The 14,188-nt window shown below is 52.2% G+C and carries 15 protein-coding genes; 8 read left to right on the forward strand and 7 right to left on the reverse strand.

Translation table 11 applies throughout. From position 1 onward, the window contains the following. Positions 1-76 precede the first annotated feature (76 nt). The 4 genes from AD659_RS19035 to AD659_RS19050 all read left to right on the forward strand — a co-directional run bounded on the left by AD659_RS19035 (position 77) and on the right by AD659_RS19050 (position 3,401). A complete protein-coding gene (locus AD659_RS19035) occupies positions 77-667 on the forward strand; it encodes a cysteine hydrolase family protein (protein WP_053124021.1) in 591 nt (196 codons plus the stop codon). Positions 668-797: 130 nt separating this feature from the next. Then, the gene (locus AD659_RS19040; RefSeq protein ID WP_053124023.1) at positions 798-1,118 is read left to right on the forward strand and encodes a hypothetical protein; all 321 of its coding nucleotides are present in this window, start codon (positions 798-800) and stop codon (positions 1,116-1,118) included. A gap of 73 nt (positions 1,119-1,191) precedes the next feature. Next, entirely contained in the window at positions 1,192-1,749 is a 558-nt protein-coding gene (locus AD659_RS19045) for a Smr/MutS family protein (protein WP_003204497.1), read from the forward strand. A 425-nt stretch (positions 1,750-2,174) separates the two neighbouring features. Next, entirely contained in the window at positions 2,175-3,401 is a 1,227-nt protein-coding gene (locus AD659_RS19050; RefSeq protein ID WP_053124025.1) for a Shedu immune nuclease family protein, read from the forward strand. A 137-nt stretch (positions 3,402-3,538) separates the two neighbouring features. On the opposite strand, the gene AD659_RS19055 is transcribed toward AD659_RS19050, so the two are convergent. Next, positions 3,539-4,630, reverse strand: a complete 1,092-nt coding sequence (locus tag AD659_RS19055; RefSeq protein WP_053124027.1) for an MrcB family domain-containing protein — start codon at positions 4,628-4,630, stop codon at positions 3,539-3,541. 720 nt (positions 4,631-5,350) lie between these two features. Between AD659_RS19055 and AD659_RS19060 the strand changes: the two genes are divergently transcribed. The 3 genes from AD659_RS19060 (at position 5,351) to AD659_RS19070 (ending at position 7,384) form a co-directional block, all read left to right on the forward strand. Then, positions 5,351-6,286 carry a DNA-processing protein DprA gene (locus AD659_RS19060; protein WP_197676971.1) on the forward strand — a complete coding sequence of 312 codons (936 nt, stop codon included), beginning with the start codon at positions 5,351-5,353 and terminating at the stop codon, positions 6,284-6,286. After that, complete coding sequence (locus AD659_RS19065; RefSeq protein ID WP_053124028.1) at positions 6,270-6,908, forward strand: hypothetical protein; 639 nt, start codon at positions 6,270-6,272, stop codon at positions 6,906-6,908. The genes AD659_RS19060 and AD659_RS19065 overlap by 17 nt, the downstream gene beginning before the upstream one ends. A gap of 122 nt (positions 6,909-7,030) precedes the next feature. Further along, on the forward strand, positions 7,031-7,384 hold the full coding sequence (locus tag AD659_RS19070) for a hypothetical protein (RefSeq protein ID WP_053124029.1): 354 nt from the start codon (positions 7,031-7,033) through the stop codon (positions 7,382-7,384). Between the two features lie 192 nt (positions 7,385-7,576). Here the strand turns inward: AD659_RS19070 and umuC are convergent, their stop codons facing one another. Together umuC and AD659_RS19080 are read right to left on the reverse strand one after the other, a co-directional pair. Continuing rightward, positions 7,577-8,854 carry a translesion error-prone DNA polymerase V subunit UmuC gene (gene umuC / locus AD659_RS19075; protein WP_053124030.1) on the reverse strand — a complete coding sequence of 426 codons (1,278 nt, stop codon included), beginning with the start codon at positions 8,852-8,854 and terminating at the stop codon, positions 7,577-7,579. After that, positions 8,847-9,272: a LexA family protein gene (locus AD659_RS19080; RefSeq protein WP_053124032.1), complete on the reverse strand. Its 426-nt coding sequence runs from the start codon at positions 9,270-9,272 to the stop codon at positions 8,847-8,849. Before AD659_RS19080 ends, umuC begins: the two co-directional genes overlap by 8 nt. A 196-nt stretch (positions 9,273-9,468) precedes the next feature. Between AD659_RS19080 and AD659_RS19085 the strand changes: the two genes are divergently transcribed. Beyond that, positions 9,469-10,146 (forward strand): SOS response-associated peptidase family protein, encoded by a 678-nt coding sequence (locus tag AD659_RS19085; protein WP_053124210.1) that lies wholly within the window; start codon positions 9,469-9,471, stop codon positions 10,144-10,146. Between the two features lie 43 nt (positions 10,147-10,189). On the opposite strand, the gene AD659_RS19090 is transcribed toward AD659_RS19085, so the two are convergent. The 4 genes from AD659_RS19090 to AD659_RS19105 form a co-directional block, all read right to left on the reverse strand. Continuing rightward, positions 10,190-12,106 carry an AAA family ATPase gene (locus AD659_RS19090; RefSeq protein ID WP_053124033.1) on the reverse strand — a complete coding sequence of 639 codons (1,917 nt, stop codon included), beginning with the start codon at positions 12,104-12,106 and terminating at the stop codon, positions 10,190-10,192. 29 nt (positions 12,107-12,135) lie between these two features. Further along, complete coding sequence (locus AD659_RS19095) at positions 12,136-12,942, reverse strand: DNA adenine methylase (protein ID WP_053124036.1); 807 nt, start codon at positions 12,940-12,942, stop codon at positions 12,136-12,138. A gap of 149 nt (positions 12,943-13,091) precedes the next feature. Next, positions 13,092-13,634 carry a lysis system i-spanin subunit Rz gene (locus AD659_RS19100; RefSeq protein WP_053124038.1) on the reverse strand — a complete coding sequence of 181 codons (543 nt, stop codon included), beginning with the start codon at positions 13,632-13,634 and terminating at the stop codon, positions 13,092-13,094. Beyond that, entirely contained in the window at positions 13,616-14,179 is a 564-nt protein-coding gene (locus AD659_RS19105) for a glycoside hydrolase family 19 protein (RefSeq protein ID WP_053124040.1), read from the reverse strand. The genes AD659_RS19100 and AD659_RS19105 overlap by 19 nt, the downstream gene beginning before the upstream one ends. Between the last annotated feature and the right edge of the window lie 9 nt (positions 14,180-14,188).

Consider the following 14,188-nt stretch of genomic DNA (forward strand, 5'->3'; position numbering starts at 1 on the left):
TTGCGATGGAAGCGATTCACAGAACCGCTCAGCCAGAGGACAATGTCGCAAAAGCCCCACTCGAAGGAGCCCCAGAATGTCCGTTCCAAAAACGATGTTTCAACTCAGCGGCCGTGGTTATGCAGCGGCCAATCTGAGTCAAGCGACCTTGATCATCATCGATGCCCAGAAAGAATACCTCGCCGGGCCCCTGGCCCTGAGCGGCATGGATGCAGCCGTCGCGAACATCAAGCAACTGCTCGGCGCGGCCCGTGCAGCCGGTCGACCGATCGTGCACGTGCGCCACCTGGGCACCCATGGCGGGCTGTTCGACCCACAAGGCGAACGCGGGGAGTTCATTGCCGGCCTCGAACCCCAGGGCGACGAAACCGTGGTCGAGAAGCTGCTGCCCAGCGCCTTCCACGGCACCGAGCTGAAAAAGCGCCTGGAAGACTTCGGCCCCCTGGACCTGATCGTGTGCGGGTTCATGAGCCATTCCAGCGTCAGCACCACCGTGCGCGCCGCCAAGAACCTGGGCTTTCGCTGCACCCTGGTGGAAGACGCCTGCGCCACGCGCGACCTGCCGTACAAGGGCGGCGTCCTCAGCGCCGAGCACGTGCAGCAGACCGAAATGGCGATCATGGCCGACAACTTCGCCACCCTGGCCCTGACCCGCGATTTCATCTGATGCGCCTTGATGAGCGGCCCACTGCGCCGCTCATCCGCAAAAGCCTCTCATTTGCCGCAATTGCCCTAGTGTCAGGAACAACCCGAATATCTTCCGGTCGAAGGGCCGATACCCATTGAGGAAGGTCGGAATGAAGTTATCCGATGGTTTTGACGCACGTCGCTTGCGGCCCAAAGGCCCGAGCAACTGGCGGTTTCGTTTCGGCGCAGCGATCGCAGCGCTGCTGGCAACACTCGGTGTACTGTTGGCCATGGCCGGTGCCGCCAGCCTGCTGGGCCGTCCACCGGCACTGGGCGAGTTGAACGCGACCCCACTGGGTTCGGCTATCATCCTGGCCGTCGGTCTTTTCGTGCTGTTGCTGGGCGTCTGGCTCTGGCGCCGCTGCCGCCGTCGCGCCCGTCAATCCCTGGAGCTGGCCATGGCTCCGCACCTGATGAAAAAGCACGACTGACCCGCCACCCGACGTTTTGTCGCGCCGGATTCCGCCAGAGTTGGGTAAACTGGCCGGCTTCGCGGAGGCTGACATGCAAGACGACGACTTTTCCCTGTTCAAAAGTGCGATCCAGGGCGTAAAACCGATCAAGCACGACCGTGCCGAGACCGGCAAGCCCAAGGCTGATCGCGCGCAAATCGCCAAGCTGCGCCAAGCGGCCACCGTGCGCACCGACGCCACCACCGTGGACGGCTTGTCCGATCAGTTCGTGATCGACGTCGGGCCGGAAGACGAGTTGATGTGGGCCCGCGACGGTGTCCAGGAAAGCCAGATGCGCAAGCTGAAGGTCGGCCAGATCCCCTTCGAAGGCAGCCTCGATCTGCACGGCATGAGTGTCGAAAAGGCCCGGGAAACCCTTTGGGCGTTCCTGGCCGAAGCCACCAAGTTCGAAATCCGCTGCGTACGCGTCACCCATGGCAAAGCCGTGCGCCTGGACGGCAAGCGACCGATGATCAAGAGCCACGTCAACACCTGGCTGCGCCAGCACCCGCAAGTGCTGGGCTTCACCTCCTGCCAGGCGAAACACGGCGGAGCCGGGGCGGTCTACGTGATGCTCAAGCGCACCATGATGGAAGGCCGCGACGAATAGCCCTCGCTTGCCGAGCTTGCAGCGCCGTGTCCGCCACCGTACCCTTGCCCTTTGCGTAAAATCCCACAGGTAGTTTCATGTCTCTGGAACAGAATTACACCGCTATATAGAGTGGGTTCAGCTTGGTGTTCAGAAGTAATGAAATCGGGGGTTTCGTACTTAGGGCGACCTGATTTTTCTCACCAAAACGCAACGATTGGTACGGAGAATGGTACGAGAACTCATGCATCCAAAAGCCCCGCGTCGGTAGAAACGACACGGGGCTTTTTCTTAACTGGAGACACCCTTTTTCGCTCGCTCAGTGTCGGCTTTCGGGCCAAAAGCAGCCGCTCAACTGTGCCTATCAAACTAGAGGCATTCAGTATGTAAACTCTGATATCACCTGCTATAAGTAGGAGGCGTTGATTTTTTCCATCGAGGGAAGCATGCTTGAATTTCAGATTACAGCTACAGGTGTCGATCTTGAATACGAAGGAGATCTGGGATCCGATGACAAATGGGTCTGGGATGAATTGACGACCAACAACAAAGCGCGGATATCTCGAATATTTCTGTTCAATTCTTCAGACTTACTAAATCCTCCATCCCCCAACCAAAATTTTGAGAATTATAAGTATCAGTTTCGATTCGGAACTTTCGCAAATGACTATGTGAGGATTCCTGCGCGGATCCTTGAAATCAAAAACGACTTACTCATAAGTCGTGATATAACACTCAGGCGGTCTCTCTTTGTTGCCGAGCGCAATATCTCGATTTTTCTTCGTCTATCAGAACTACTAGATCACTCCAATTCCATTGTGATAGGAGGGACACACCCCGACGCAATACCGAGAGACGTATTTGAGGAACTGCTCAAAAAATTCCCGAACAGCTATGAACTCAACCGCTACGCCGATGCTCGTGTTCAAACAATACTTTCTCAGTACCTGGATGGTATGAGGGATGCACGGGGCCGCTATGAAAACTATCTCAACAGAAACAAGTCTCTCACCAGCACCAACAAAATCAATTTGGATGTATTGAAGAAGCTGGAAATCGAGAAATACATTTTGATTCGAGACCTAATAAAGGACTCCTTGGCAACCAAGAAAAATTGGTCCGAGGGTGACTGGCAGAAGCTGATGCTGTCCTTCCTACTCCTTTTGTTCCCCAAATATATTATGGTTCTCGAGAATGTCACTATCCATGATTATTATAGTAATCTCAGCAAGAAAACTGATCGATATATCGACATTGCCTTGATTGATGCCAATGGAAATCTTGACATCATAGAAGTCAAAAAGCCCTTCGATGACAAAATCCTTCGCAAGAGCCAGTATCGTGGTAACAGTATACCGACCTCAGAGTTGAGCGGTAGCATTATGCAGGCCGAGAAATATCTGTTCCACTTATCGAAATGGGGTATCAAAGGTGAAGAAACCCTCACCAAAAAATACACCACTGAACTACCGCCGGGCATGAGGATTCGGATCTCCAATCCCAAGGCGACTATCATCGTCGGACGCGATCAAATCGGCGGTGCCAATATGACAGGAAGCCAGTTGTTGGACTTCGAGATAATAAAACGCAAGTATGCAAACATGATGGACATCATCACATACGATGATCTGCTGCGACGGCTCAATAACACCATTGCTGCCCTTGGCGGCTGAAGGATCCTCAAGTGCGATTTTTCAATGACTACTCTTGGCCGACTTTTGACGGTCTTGACCTGCAGAAACCGGCCCAAAGTAGTTACAGCGTTTCCCAAGTTGACCGAGGTACATTCATGTTTTTTGGGTAGATCGGCCTAGTAGCTAGCCTTTCGCGATACTTGAAACGCAATTGGTTCCGAAATCCACTCATCAATATCCCAGTAAAGTAGAGCCTCAACTTCGCCACCAGTAGCTGTTGGCTCGTCATTATCACGAGAGAGTCTAATCTTCGAGACGATAAGTAGGCCTGTGGATCCTTTATGTTCTCGATGGAGATTAACTTCGTTTTTTGTCATCAGTACCGAATCACAGATATCACTGGTCGTGCCCTTCACCTCGACCATAAGCTTCTCACCAGCTTTCTTGGCAAGAATATCAAATGAGTCCGTTGCTGAAGTATCCCGCGACTCAAAACCCTTTGCAGCCAGATATTGTATCGCCAGTGCCATAGCTTGAAGTTCAACTACCTGCCGTTCCTTTGCTGTCAGCCCTCGTCCTTGCTTTCCTGCTGTACTTCTCAGAGGTTTGGCAATTATAGCAATTTCCCCAGCATCTTGGTCGCCTGGAGATATATCTCGTTGCTCAATCTGAGCAAGATAAATTTCGCTAAGGCGTTCTGCAGCTCTAAATAATAAAAGGTCAAAATCAACGGTCAATAAGTCTGAGACTGCTATACGCTTAGCAAATGCCGTGGCTTTCTCGAATGTTCGTGGGAGTGGCGCTTTCGCACCCAGGACAATCTCGTCATCAAAAGGGCTGAGCGTCTTCCATTTTTGCTGAACGACGAACCGAGCCCATGAGGTTCGTTTACTAAGTTCGTCATTAGATACAGGCTGGAGATCGCCCCCGCGCCAGATCGTGCTCCCGCACCCTACTGTGATGAAAACAGCAGAGCCGTTAGCTGCAAAGTGAATTACCAGATAGAACCCTTCACGCGGGTTAGGGGACATTGTTCTAGAAAAGACGCGTACCCACGGGGCTTCTGTCTTTCGCCCGATACCATCCGAGCCCTCGACAGCAAGATCATCAAAGGCACTATGAAATGCCTTCTGTAGGGCTGGTAAACGGGAACGCAACTCCCCCGCAAGCACAGATCGAATAAGATACCCCCGCTCTTGCATTTCGTGTGTGTTGGTTGATGAGTACTTGGGCTGCAATCCGCAAATTTTTCCCAACGTGCTTTCCACTAAGCGGCTCCAAGTTTCTCTATGCGATCTGCTTTCAAATGCGAAACGCGTGAGCACTGTCGTCTAGCTCAGTGGGTTTCGCGTCAGGTGGACTGGAAGTTATCAATTTATCGCTTGCAGATCACTCTATTGTTACGCGAATTCTGAACCGGCATGGCTTTTGCTCGGCTGAGTGTCAGCTGCTGGTCAAAAGTGGCCCCTGGCTCACCCATGATGGATTGGACGGATTAGTCGCTGAACCTCTACCTAGCCTGGCTGCGAGCATCTTTTAGGAAAACTATGTAGTAAATATTTAGCAATCGCAGCTTGGCTGATTTCAGGCGTGCGGTACTGGGTAAGAAATCACACCGGTAGGTTGGGTGGGTTCCGCTTGGCGTCGGGAGATAGTGAGGCTGGGAAGGCGCTAGGCGTACCCGGCTTTTCGCGCAAAAAAACCAGACTATTAAGAGGGTTTTTATGCGCCGGGCCCCTCCTAGCTATTTTCCCTCACCAGAAACGATGTTTTTCGACAAAAAATTTCGCTTTCGGCTACCCATAAACGCATGAATCTGCGTCTCGCTGCTGGGGCGTTCGTTTTTGTGTCACTTAGATTTGGTTTTTCAGTGACGCAGAGCTAAAGATCACGCTAAATTAAGCACCGATAGGGACAGAAGGCGCTAAATCGACGCAAACGCTGTGGTGCAACATTTCACCACCAGCAAGGTCTAGCAAGGAACGCCCATGACGCAGACAGCGATCAGAAAATCAAGTATGAATTTTACCTCCCCAATAGCGAATATTTTTCGTTCAAAGCCGATCATTCCACTGGAAGAGATCGCAGCCTATGAAGCCCTCTGGCTCAACCATGGCGCATGGTTCGCAAACCTTGCAAAACTGTTCGGCGAAAACCCTGGAGCTGCGCCCTCGGACCTTGTGGACCGTCTACTCATTGAAGATACATGCAAGAAGCTTTCAAGCTCCCTGGGAGCAGAATTTCTTTCGAAGGTCGGCATTAGACTACATGGCGCAGGTGAATATCCACAGAAACTCAGAGATGCCGACCACCCAATTGAAATGCTTTACTACATGGGGAACTGGGAACTCGTTGATACACCATGTGTTGCTATTGTAGGGACACGCTCACCAAGTGAAGAAGGCGCCTTTAATGCTGGATTTATTGCACACAAACTCGTTCAAAAAGGATTCACCGTTGTTTCAGGGCTAGCTAAAGGAATTGATTCCTGCGCCCACAATGCTGCACTCGAGGCAGGAGGCAACACTATTGCGGTGATAGGCACACCATTAAACTCTTATTACCCTAAAGAAAACAAACTTCTCCAAGATCGAATTGCCCAACACCACCTACTCATCTCCCAAGTACCATTCCTGAGGTATGACGCTCAAAACTATAAAGTAAATCGACTTTTTTTCCCCGCGCGCAACGTAACAATGTCCGCACTCACTAATGCGACAATCATAGTTGAAGCGGGCAATACTTCAGGCACACTCGTACAGGCGCGTGCAGCACTTGCGCAAAAAAGAAAGCTTTTCATTCTCGACAGCTGTTTTAGAAAGCCGGAACTAACATGGCCAGCAAAGTATGAGAAGTTGGGCGCCATTCGAGTTAAAAATGTAAGTGACCTTATTGGAATGCTCACGGATGACAAAGCTGATTGAGCTGGACAACGATGATTACCGCTATCTAGTGGATGATGATAAATGTTACTACTATGGTGAATACACATCTGGTGGAGGTTTTCAAAAAAGCGAAACCAACCAACAGATTCTTAACTTAAAAAAGAAACCCTCCAGCTCCAGTGGCGAGCTATGGTATAAGCAGCGCGCGATTGATTATTGGGGCCGCATACTTGCCGCCACTCTAGATCTAAAAGCAGACTCCCGTGTGACATTTGTGCCGATGCCTTGCTCCAAGCCCCCAGGCCATCCAGATTTTGATGACAGGATGCATAAAGTTCTGCTAAGCATGGCTAGAGGAAAACCCCCGACCGATATTCGCCCAATACTTGTACAAACAGCGTTAAGGCAAAGCCAACATGAAGGTGGAGGCAGATTAACTCCCGCCGAACTCTTGGAAACCATGGCGATTGACCCTGCGCATGTATATCACCCTGCAAGAGCCACGGTTGTAATTTTGGATGACGTTATTACTATGGGGGCATCATTTAATGCTGCCAAAAAATTAATCGAGCAGGTGGACGGTGTCGAGCACGTTATTGGCCTTTTTCTCGCTAAAACTGTATGGCCACCAGATGAACTCGATGACTTCTTGGCTCTTTGAAGTCGCAACCACGACTAAAATTATTAATACTGCCACTAAAGACAAATAAAACTTACACAATAGGTCGCCACGCCACATCAAGACGACCAGAACCTTTCAACTTCTCAACAAGGATAATAAAGATGGACCTTTCAATTGAAAAGCAGTGGGAAATCCTCGAGGCAACATTCGTCAAACGAGATGAATGTCACGAGCTAACTGATAAAATCATAGTTAATATTTACGACGACGACCGCGATTTACTTCTAACCATCACTGCCGAAAGCGACACGCTTTTAGAGAAGACCGTAGAGCTGATCAATTCAGAGTTGTCAATTGAAGCAATGGAATTTAACGACAAAGAGCCAAACAATCACTACTTCAACATCCAATCGAACCCGAGCCAGGAAACCATGCGGAATGCTCTCAGAGCGGTTATCCCAAAAATGGAATCTATTGGACTCAAACTCCGAAAACTTGAAGATACTTGGGTTTAATTTTCCAAGGTAGGAGCCTTATGTCACCAGAGCTAATCGCTCTTTTCTGAGAGGCTCTGGCTGTAGAATTTCGGGCGAGAATGGAAAATTACATCTGAAAGCCCACCTCTGCTTCCAATCCTAGTAACACAGGGTGCTGCTATATATGCAGAACGTCCCACACGTGAACGAAGGCTCAATATTTTCCACCGGCTACTTACAAGAAATTCGCCACAGCTGGTCCAGTCTTGTGGTGTAGCTCTGGCTCATCAGCTCCCGGCGCATGCCCCATTCAGGGTTTGCAGGCACGCAGGCTGAACGCAGCGTCCCCCTGCCCCAGCGTCCGTTGATCTGGTCCAACACCGCCATCAACTTCGTGGCGTCGACTGGCTGCGAGGTGGCAAACAGGTCGTCGGTGTACTCTCCTTGCTGACAGAGATTCATCAACAGCACCTCGGCCTTGCTGTACTTGAAGCCCGGTCGAAAAACCCGGTCGAGTGCATCTACCGCGGCCTTGGTCAGCAGCCGCACATCGTCCGTAGGGTACGGCATGTCAATCAGAACACCGTTGGCGTACTTCGCCTCCTCCGGGTTGAACATGCCAGTGCGGATGCTGACGCGGATCTTCTTGCAAAGCGACCTCTGCGCCCTGAGCTTTTCCGAGGCGCGCATCATGTAAGTGGCCACCGCTTCCTTGATCGGTACCAGCTCCGTGAGCCGCTTACCAAACATCCGGCTACAGCAGATCTCCTGCTTCGGCGGGTCCGGCTCATCCAGCTCCAGGCACGGCGTGCCGGCCAGCTCGCGGGCTGTCTTCTCAATCACCACGCTGAATTTCTTGCGTAGCGTCCAAGGGTCGGCCTTCGCCAGGTCCATAGCGGTCTTGATACCCATGGTGTCCAAGTGAAGTTTCATCTTGCGACCGACTCCCCAGACCTCGGACACGTCGGTGTTGCGCAGCACCCAGTCGCGCTTGAACGGGTCGCAGATATCAACCACGCCGCCCGTTTGCACCTGCAGCCGCTTGGCCGTGTGGTTCGCGAGCTTCGCCAGGGTCTTGGTGTGAGCGATCCCTACCCCGACTGGGATGCCAGTGCAGCGCAGCACGTGGCTGCGGATCTTGCGACCGAGGGTATCCCGGCCGTTAATGCCGGTGAGATCCGCGAAGGCTTCGTCGATGCTGTAAACCTCGACAGCAGGCACCATCGATTCAATGAGTGTCATCACGCGCTCGCTCATGTCGCCATATAGCGCGTAGTTTGAGGAGAACGGGACGATGCCGTGTTTCTGCAGCTTGTGCTTGATCTGGAAATACGGCTCGCCCATTTTCACGTAGGGCTTGGCGTCGTAGCTGCGAGCAATCACACAGCCGTCGTTGTTGCTCAGAACCACGATGGGCACGCGGGCCAGGTCCGGGCGGAATACTCTTTCGCAACTGGCGTAGAAGCTGTTGCAATCGATCAGGGCAAAAACAGGCTGGGCTTTAGACATGGCTGCGCACGCTGCAGGTAATGACGCCCCAGATGACCAGCTCGTCGCCCTCGAGCACGTACCTCGGTGGGTACTTTGGGTTCTCCGACAGGAGAATCACCTCCTTACCGCGTATGCAAAGGCGTTTGCACACGGGCTCGTTGTTCAGCAGCGCCACGACGATGTGCCCGTGCGTAGGCTCCATCGCACGGTCGACGACGGCAAGGTCCCCTTCAAAGATCCCAGCGCCCTGCATGCTCTCCCCAGCGATGGAAACTAGGTAGACATGCGGGGCGCGTATGTTCAGAACCTCATCCAATGAGATGTGCGCTTCGATATGGTCCGCTGCCGGAGACGGAAACCCGGCGGGCACTCGAAACGAACAGAGAGGCAGCTTTAACCCGCCTTCAGCGATGGGGCCTAAAATCGAAAAGCTCATGACGGACCACTTCTAGAAACCTGTACAGATATACAGTTAACGTTGTACAAGTTTTGCGGTCAATTTCTTGTAAGAGGATTCGGACAAGTGGCTGAGCAGGCCCCGGCTGATGCAGGTCGCGGTCGTGCGCCGCTTACCTGTGCTTCGTCGACGGGTCGCCCACTGGACTACGCTGACGTTAACCAGAGGGTTCAACATGTGCGGACGACTCTCCCAGTACACCGGAATCCATGAGTTCACCCGCGTTCTAAGCATGCCGAACGCCATGGTCAATACCGTGGGCGATCAGCCCTTGGGGCGCTATAACGGCGCACCCTCGAATCAGTTCGCGCTCTTCCATCAGGAGGGTGACGTTCTACACGTCGACCTAGTGCGTTGGGGCTGGAAGCCGCATTGGGCGAAGGATAGAACCCCGGTGAATGCTAGGGTCGAGAAAGTTGCGCACGGTCCTTACTACAAGTCGATCTGGCCGCACCGAGCACTGGCCCCAATCAACAGTTGGTTCGAATGGGTGGATGAAGGCGGGCCAAAGAAGCAGCCGTACCTGATCCGCCGAAAGGACCAAGCGCCGATTTTGTGCGCTGCCATCGGCCAGTACCCAACTGGAGCCAGGGAGCCGCTGGAGCATGACGGCTTCGTAATCATCACCGCTGACAGCCAGGGAGGCATGGTGGACATCCATGATCGCCGCCCTGTGGCGCTCAATGCGGAGCTGGCGCGGGAATGGATCGATCCTGCCACACCAACAGAGCGCGCCGAACAAATCGTTCTGCTGCAGGGCGAACCTAGCGAGGTCTTTGAGTGGTTCAAGGTTGACCTTGCAGTGGGTAATGTTCGAAATCAAGGCATAGAGTTAATCCAGCGAATAATTTAAATAGATTAAAAAACTCAAAACCTTATCATACAAACAATAGCCTCTATTTCTGAAGATCAGAGAATGCAGCTACGAACAATGACGGAACAAACTTACCCTTCGTATGCAGCAACATACAACGAACAATTTCTTTCTTTACACCTTCTTCATTTTTCCCACACCTTTTAAGCGGCGCATATTTGATCGATATTTTATCTTTCCAAAGCTCATGACCATGATGATTCAAATATCCAGAATCAGAAAGCAGTCGCTTACCACCCATATATTCGAATGAAACATCCCTCAGATTCGGCCGACCCAACAACGTATCTATAAATACATCAACACTTTTTTGCAACAAATCATCATCCTCCAGCCACTGATCGTATGTTACCTCTGCACCACATATAGCAGTCATAGAAAACTTTTGATCATCTATTAGATGCGCTTTTAGCAAAGTACAGACGGGATCGAAAACCAAATTTTCGATTGCATAGCAAACCCCACCACCTAAAACATGCACATGACCCTCAGCGATGTTATTTGCATCCCTATCAATCAGCCCCCTTACCGTGATACTGCCAGCATCACAAAGATGCTCTACCGCTCCTTTCACCTGTACGCAACCACCGACACCGTTTATAGCACTCGTATACAACTCCACCTGTCCCGATTCCAGCCCCCCAAAGAACTCTCTCAGTTTCTCTGCAACCAACCCCCTAGGGTATTTCATCCCAGCACTTACAAACGTCAAGCTAATTTTCTTATCTAGAAACTCACTTTTTCGCAAAACAGCATCATACAACATCTGAAAGATCTCAACATCACTTGAGCTTTCAACATAAACCTGTCTACGATTATGGGGGCTTATTGATATTTGCGTCACACCATCTAGCAACTCGCAAATCGCCCCGTCCTGGTCCACAGCGGAAACTTTATTATCATCCACAACATAAATTGCATCAACGGGAGCGAGAGCAACAGTTGTAGGTGAGTGCGTAGTAAAAAGAACCACAGCGTCGAATACGTCACAAAAACTTTCAAAGCACTGGACCATTTTCAAGACCATTGAGGGGTGTAAAAATGCATCCGGTTCGTCTATCAACAAAAGTTTGGGAGTCTGAGTGCTAGATATAAAAGCACGAGTATTGAAAATGGTAAGAACTAGCCATAAAAGAGTTTGCTCTCCGGAAGAAAGCTCCTTAGGTTCCAACGGAGTTCCATCCGCGCTTAAGCATAAGCTTGTAACAAAAGCGGGATCGTATTCATGTCCCGGTTCGCTAAACTTAAATTTCCCGTCAAACAAGTCGCTCAGGATCGAGTTGAGAGCAACCCAAGGAGGACCTCCAAACTCCGACTCAAATGAATCTTCGGAAACAAAATGAACATCTTCACGCCCTCGCTCTTGACGCAACCATTGAAAATATAAATTACTCTCCTTTCGCCTCAGGTAATCTTTGAATATTGCCCCAACATCATATTCACCAAAAGTCAACCTTCGATATTCATCATAATAGCTATCAACCTCTCCTCCTGAAACCTCACTAGGTTTCTTCCCTAGCTTACGCGCGATCAACCCGATGACTCTATGAGCTTGCGGCCAATCAGCACCACCTAACCTACCAGCCCTCTGTGCCATCAAAGGATGATTAACAGCCACCGCACTTAACGGCTCATCTAACTCCCCCTTACATGCTTCCAATATCTGTTTTAAAGCCAACACTTTCATCTTGCGCGAATTTTCATCATATCCATTATAGAATTGAGGCACCAACGATTTGTGCTCAATCATTTTAATAGATGCGACCGCTATTTCCTCGCCATCCTCATCAACGATGACGTTACCATTGGCTATCGCCTCTAAAAATCTTGTTTTTCCTGAACCATTTTTCCCAGTCAGCACACCAATTTTTTGATCAATACGTAATTCACCATCCAAATCAAAACCTTTATGACCACGAAGACCTTTAAACCTTAACAAGTGCACCATCCTTTTAGCTAATCAGCTATTTATCCGACCACATCAAATAGTCCCCTCTGCATTACAGGAGTCCAGTTCAAAATTGCCAACTCATCACTACTGCTAGTTTTACCATGCCGTTGATTATTACTACTATAGTGGATATCAATCGATATCATTTGGAAGCCTTCGAACACGCGGCGGATGTCCGGGTGGTCGTTGATGCTGACCATTACCTTGCCCTTGCAACGGCGCATGAAGTCAGCCATCCGCTCGTAATTCTCGAACGGGAAGTCCACGCCATAACCAGCGGTCTGCCAGTACGGCGGGTCCATGTAGTGGAACGTATGAGCGCGGTCATAGCGCTCAGCACAATCAAGCCAGGGGAGGTTTTCGACGTAGGTGCCGGACAGTCGTTGCCATGCGGCCGAGAGGTTCTCCTCGATCCGCAGCAGGTTAATGGCCGGGCCAGTGGTTGCGGTGCCGAACGTTTGCCCGGTGACCTTGCCGGCGAAGGCATGGTGCTGCAGGTAGAAGAACCGGGCGGCGCGCTGGATGTCGGTGAGGGTTTCAGGACGGGTCATTTTCTGCCACTCGAACACCTGGCGGGAGCTGAGCGCCCATTTGAACTGGCGCACGAATTCTTCCAGGTGGTTCTGCACGACGCGATAGAGCGTCACCAGATCGCCGTTGATATCGTTCAGGACTTCAACGGGAGCGGCCTGGGGTCGCATGAAGTAAAGCGCGGCACCGCCGGCAAAGACTTCGACATAGCATTCGTGAGGCGGAAAAAGCGGAATGAGGCGGTCGGCTAGGCGGCGCTTGCCGCCCATCCAAGGGATGATGGGTGAACTCATTGAAAGCAAGACCTTTACTGTATGGATAAACAGGTGCTAGGCTCGCCGCGCTTTGTGCACGGAGCAGGAGCCTTGGCTGGACTTGCAGGGACATCTGCAGGGACGGCGACCGGGTCGGATGTTGGCGCATCCGGCCCGGTCGCTTCTTTTCACTTCGGTGTTGAAACTTCTTTGGCATAGGCCTGGCAAGCAGCCAGGGCTATCAGCCCCCGGTCGCCGGCATCGGTGATGCCGATAATTCGTTGAGCATGCGCCGGGTCAAGTCGGGCGCGTGTGGCTCCATGAACCACGCCGCCGGTGCCGGTGGCGGCTGGCACTGCACAGCCGTTGATGGTATCGGTGGCGTCGAGTAGGACTGACAGCCGGACATCAGCAGTAGCGAGGCGATCACGCAGGCGATCCTGATCACGTTGGGCATCGGTTAGGGCTCGATAGTGGGTTTGGTCTTTGGCGGCCAGCCGCTGTTCCAGGGCCAGGCGCTTGTCTTGCTCGGTACGCTGCAGCGCGGCCGAGGCCAGGGTTATTTGGTTGAGGGTTTCGGTGTGGAGCCGGGCTTGTTTTTCCAACTGCTGACCGTATCGCCAGCCCTGGACTGTCCAGGCGATGGCCGCCGAAGTGGCGACCAAAGCGAGCAGTAAAAGGCCGGCGACCAGCACGCGGTATTGCAGCGGGATCAGGTCGACGAGACGCATAACACCGCCCTCGCCCGCTCCCACAGCTGCAGGCGATCTGCCAAGCCGTTGAGCCCGCCGTTGATTTTCCGGGTGATCTTTTCGAACTCATCCCGATCAGCCAGCACGTTCAGCTCCCTGACCCACCAGAACCACGCAGCCGACTCGGCCGCCCATTGGGGCAGTTCCAGCACTTCGGGCGTACGCAACAGACGCTCGTCGCCGAACAGCGCCAAGCTGCAGCGCAGGTAGTTGTGGGCACCGGTAATCTGGATCAAGCCGCGACCGCGATAGCGCTGGCCATCTCCGTCGGGCTCGGGCGTGTTGCCGAGTTTCGACGCCAGCGAACCGGTGTCGTATTTGCTGAGGTACTGATCGCCGCCCAGCTCCCGCACGTACTGCAGTTGGCCGGATTCATGCCCAACCTGGGCCAGGAATGCCGCCTGCCGCTTGGGCGTGTCGATCTGTCGGTGGGCCATGGCGGCGTTCAGGGCCGATACAAAAACGCCCGCTTGGCGGCGGGCGTTGGGCATGATGCGCTGTAGTTGCTGCTCAGTGAGTGGCATGGGGGCTCC

The sequence above is a fragment of the Pseudomonas thivervalensis genome, assembly GCF_001269655.1.
Taxonomy (GTDB): Bacteria; Pseudomonadota; Gammaproteobacteria; order Pseudomonadales; family Pseudomonadaceae; genus Aquipseudomonas; species Aquipseudomonas thivervalensis.

Excerpts from the sequence above, each read along its gene's own strand:
- AD659_RS19035 (WP_053124021.1), top strand. The coding sequence starts at position 77 with ATGTCCGTTCCAAAAACGATGTTTCAACTCAGCGGCCGTGGTTATGCA.
- AD659_RS19040 (WP_053124023.1), top strand. The coding sequence starts at position 798 with ATGAAGTTATCCGATGGTTTTGACGCACGTCGCTTGCGGCCCAAAGGC.
- AD659_RS19045 (WP_003204497.1), top strand. The coding sequence starts at position 1,192 with ATGCAAGACGACGACTTTTCCCTGTTCAAAAGTGCGATCCAGGGCGTA.
- AD659_RS19050 (WP_053124025.1), top strand. The coding sequence starts at position 2,175 with ATGCTTGAATTTCAGATTACAGCTACAGGTGTCGATCTTGAATACGAA.
- AD659_RS19060 (WP_197676971.1), top strand. The coding sequence starts at position 5,351 with ATGACGCAGACAGCGATCAGAAAATCAAGTATGAATTTTACCTCCCCA.
- AD659_RS19065 (WP_053124028.1), top strand. The coding sequence starts at position 6,270 with ATGACAAAGCTGATTGAGCTGGACAACGATGATTACCGCTATCTAGTG.
- AD659_RS19070 (WP_053124029.1), top strand. The coding sequence starts at position 7,031 with ATGGACCTTTCAATTGAAAAGCAGTGGGAAATCCTCGAGGCAACATTC.
- umuC (WP_053124030.1), bottom strand. The coding sequence starts at position 8,854 with ATGTCTAAAGCCCAGCCTGTTTTTGCCCTGATCGATTGCAACAGCTTC.
- AD659_RS19080 (WP_053124032.1), bottom strand. The coding sequence starts at position 9,272 with ATGAGCTTTTCGATTTTAGGCCCCATCGCTGAAGGCGGGTTAAAGCTG.
- AD659_RS19085 (WP_053124210.1), top strand. The coding sequence starts at position 9,469 with ATGTGCGGACGACTCTCCCAGTACACCGGAATCCATGAGTTCACCCGC.
- AD659_RS19095 (WP_053124036.1), bottom strand. The coding sequence starts at position 12,942 with ATGAGTTCACCCATCATCCCTTGGATGGGCGGCAAGCGCCGCCTAGCC.
- AD659_RS19100 (WP_053124038.1), bottom strand. The coding sequence starts at position 13,634 with ATGCGTCTCGTCGACCTGATCCCGCTGCAATACCGCGTGCTGGTCGCC.
- AD659_RS19105 (WP_053124040.1), bottom strand. The coding sequence starts at position 14,179 with ATGCCACTCACTGAGCAGCAACTACAGCGCATCATGCCCAACGCCCGC.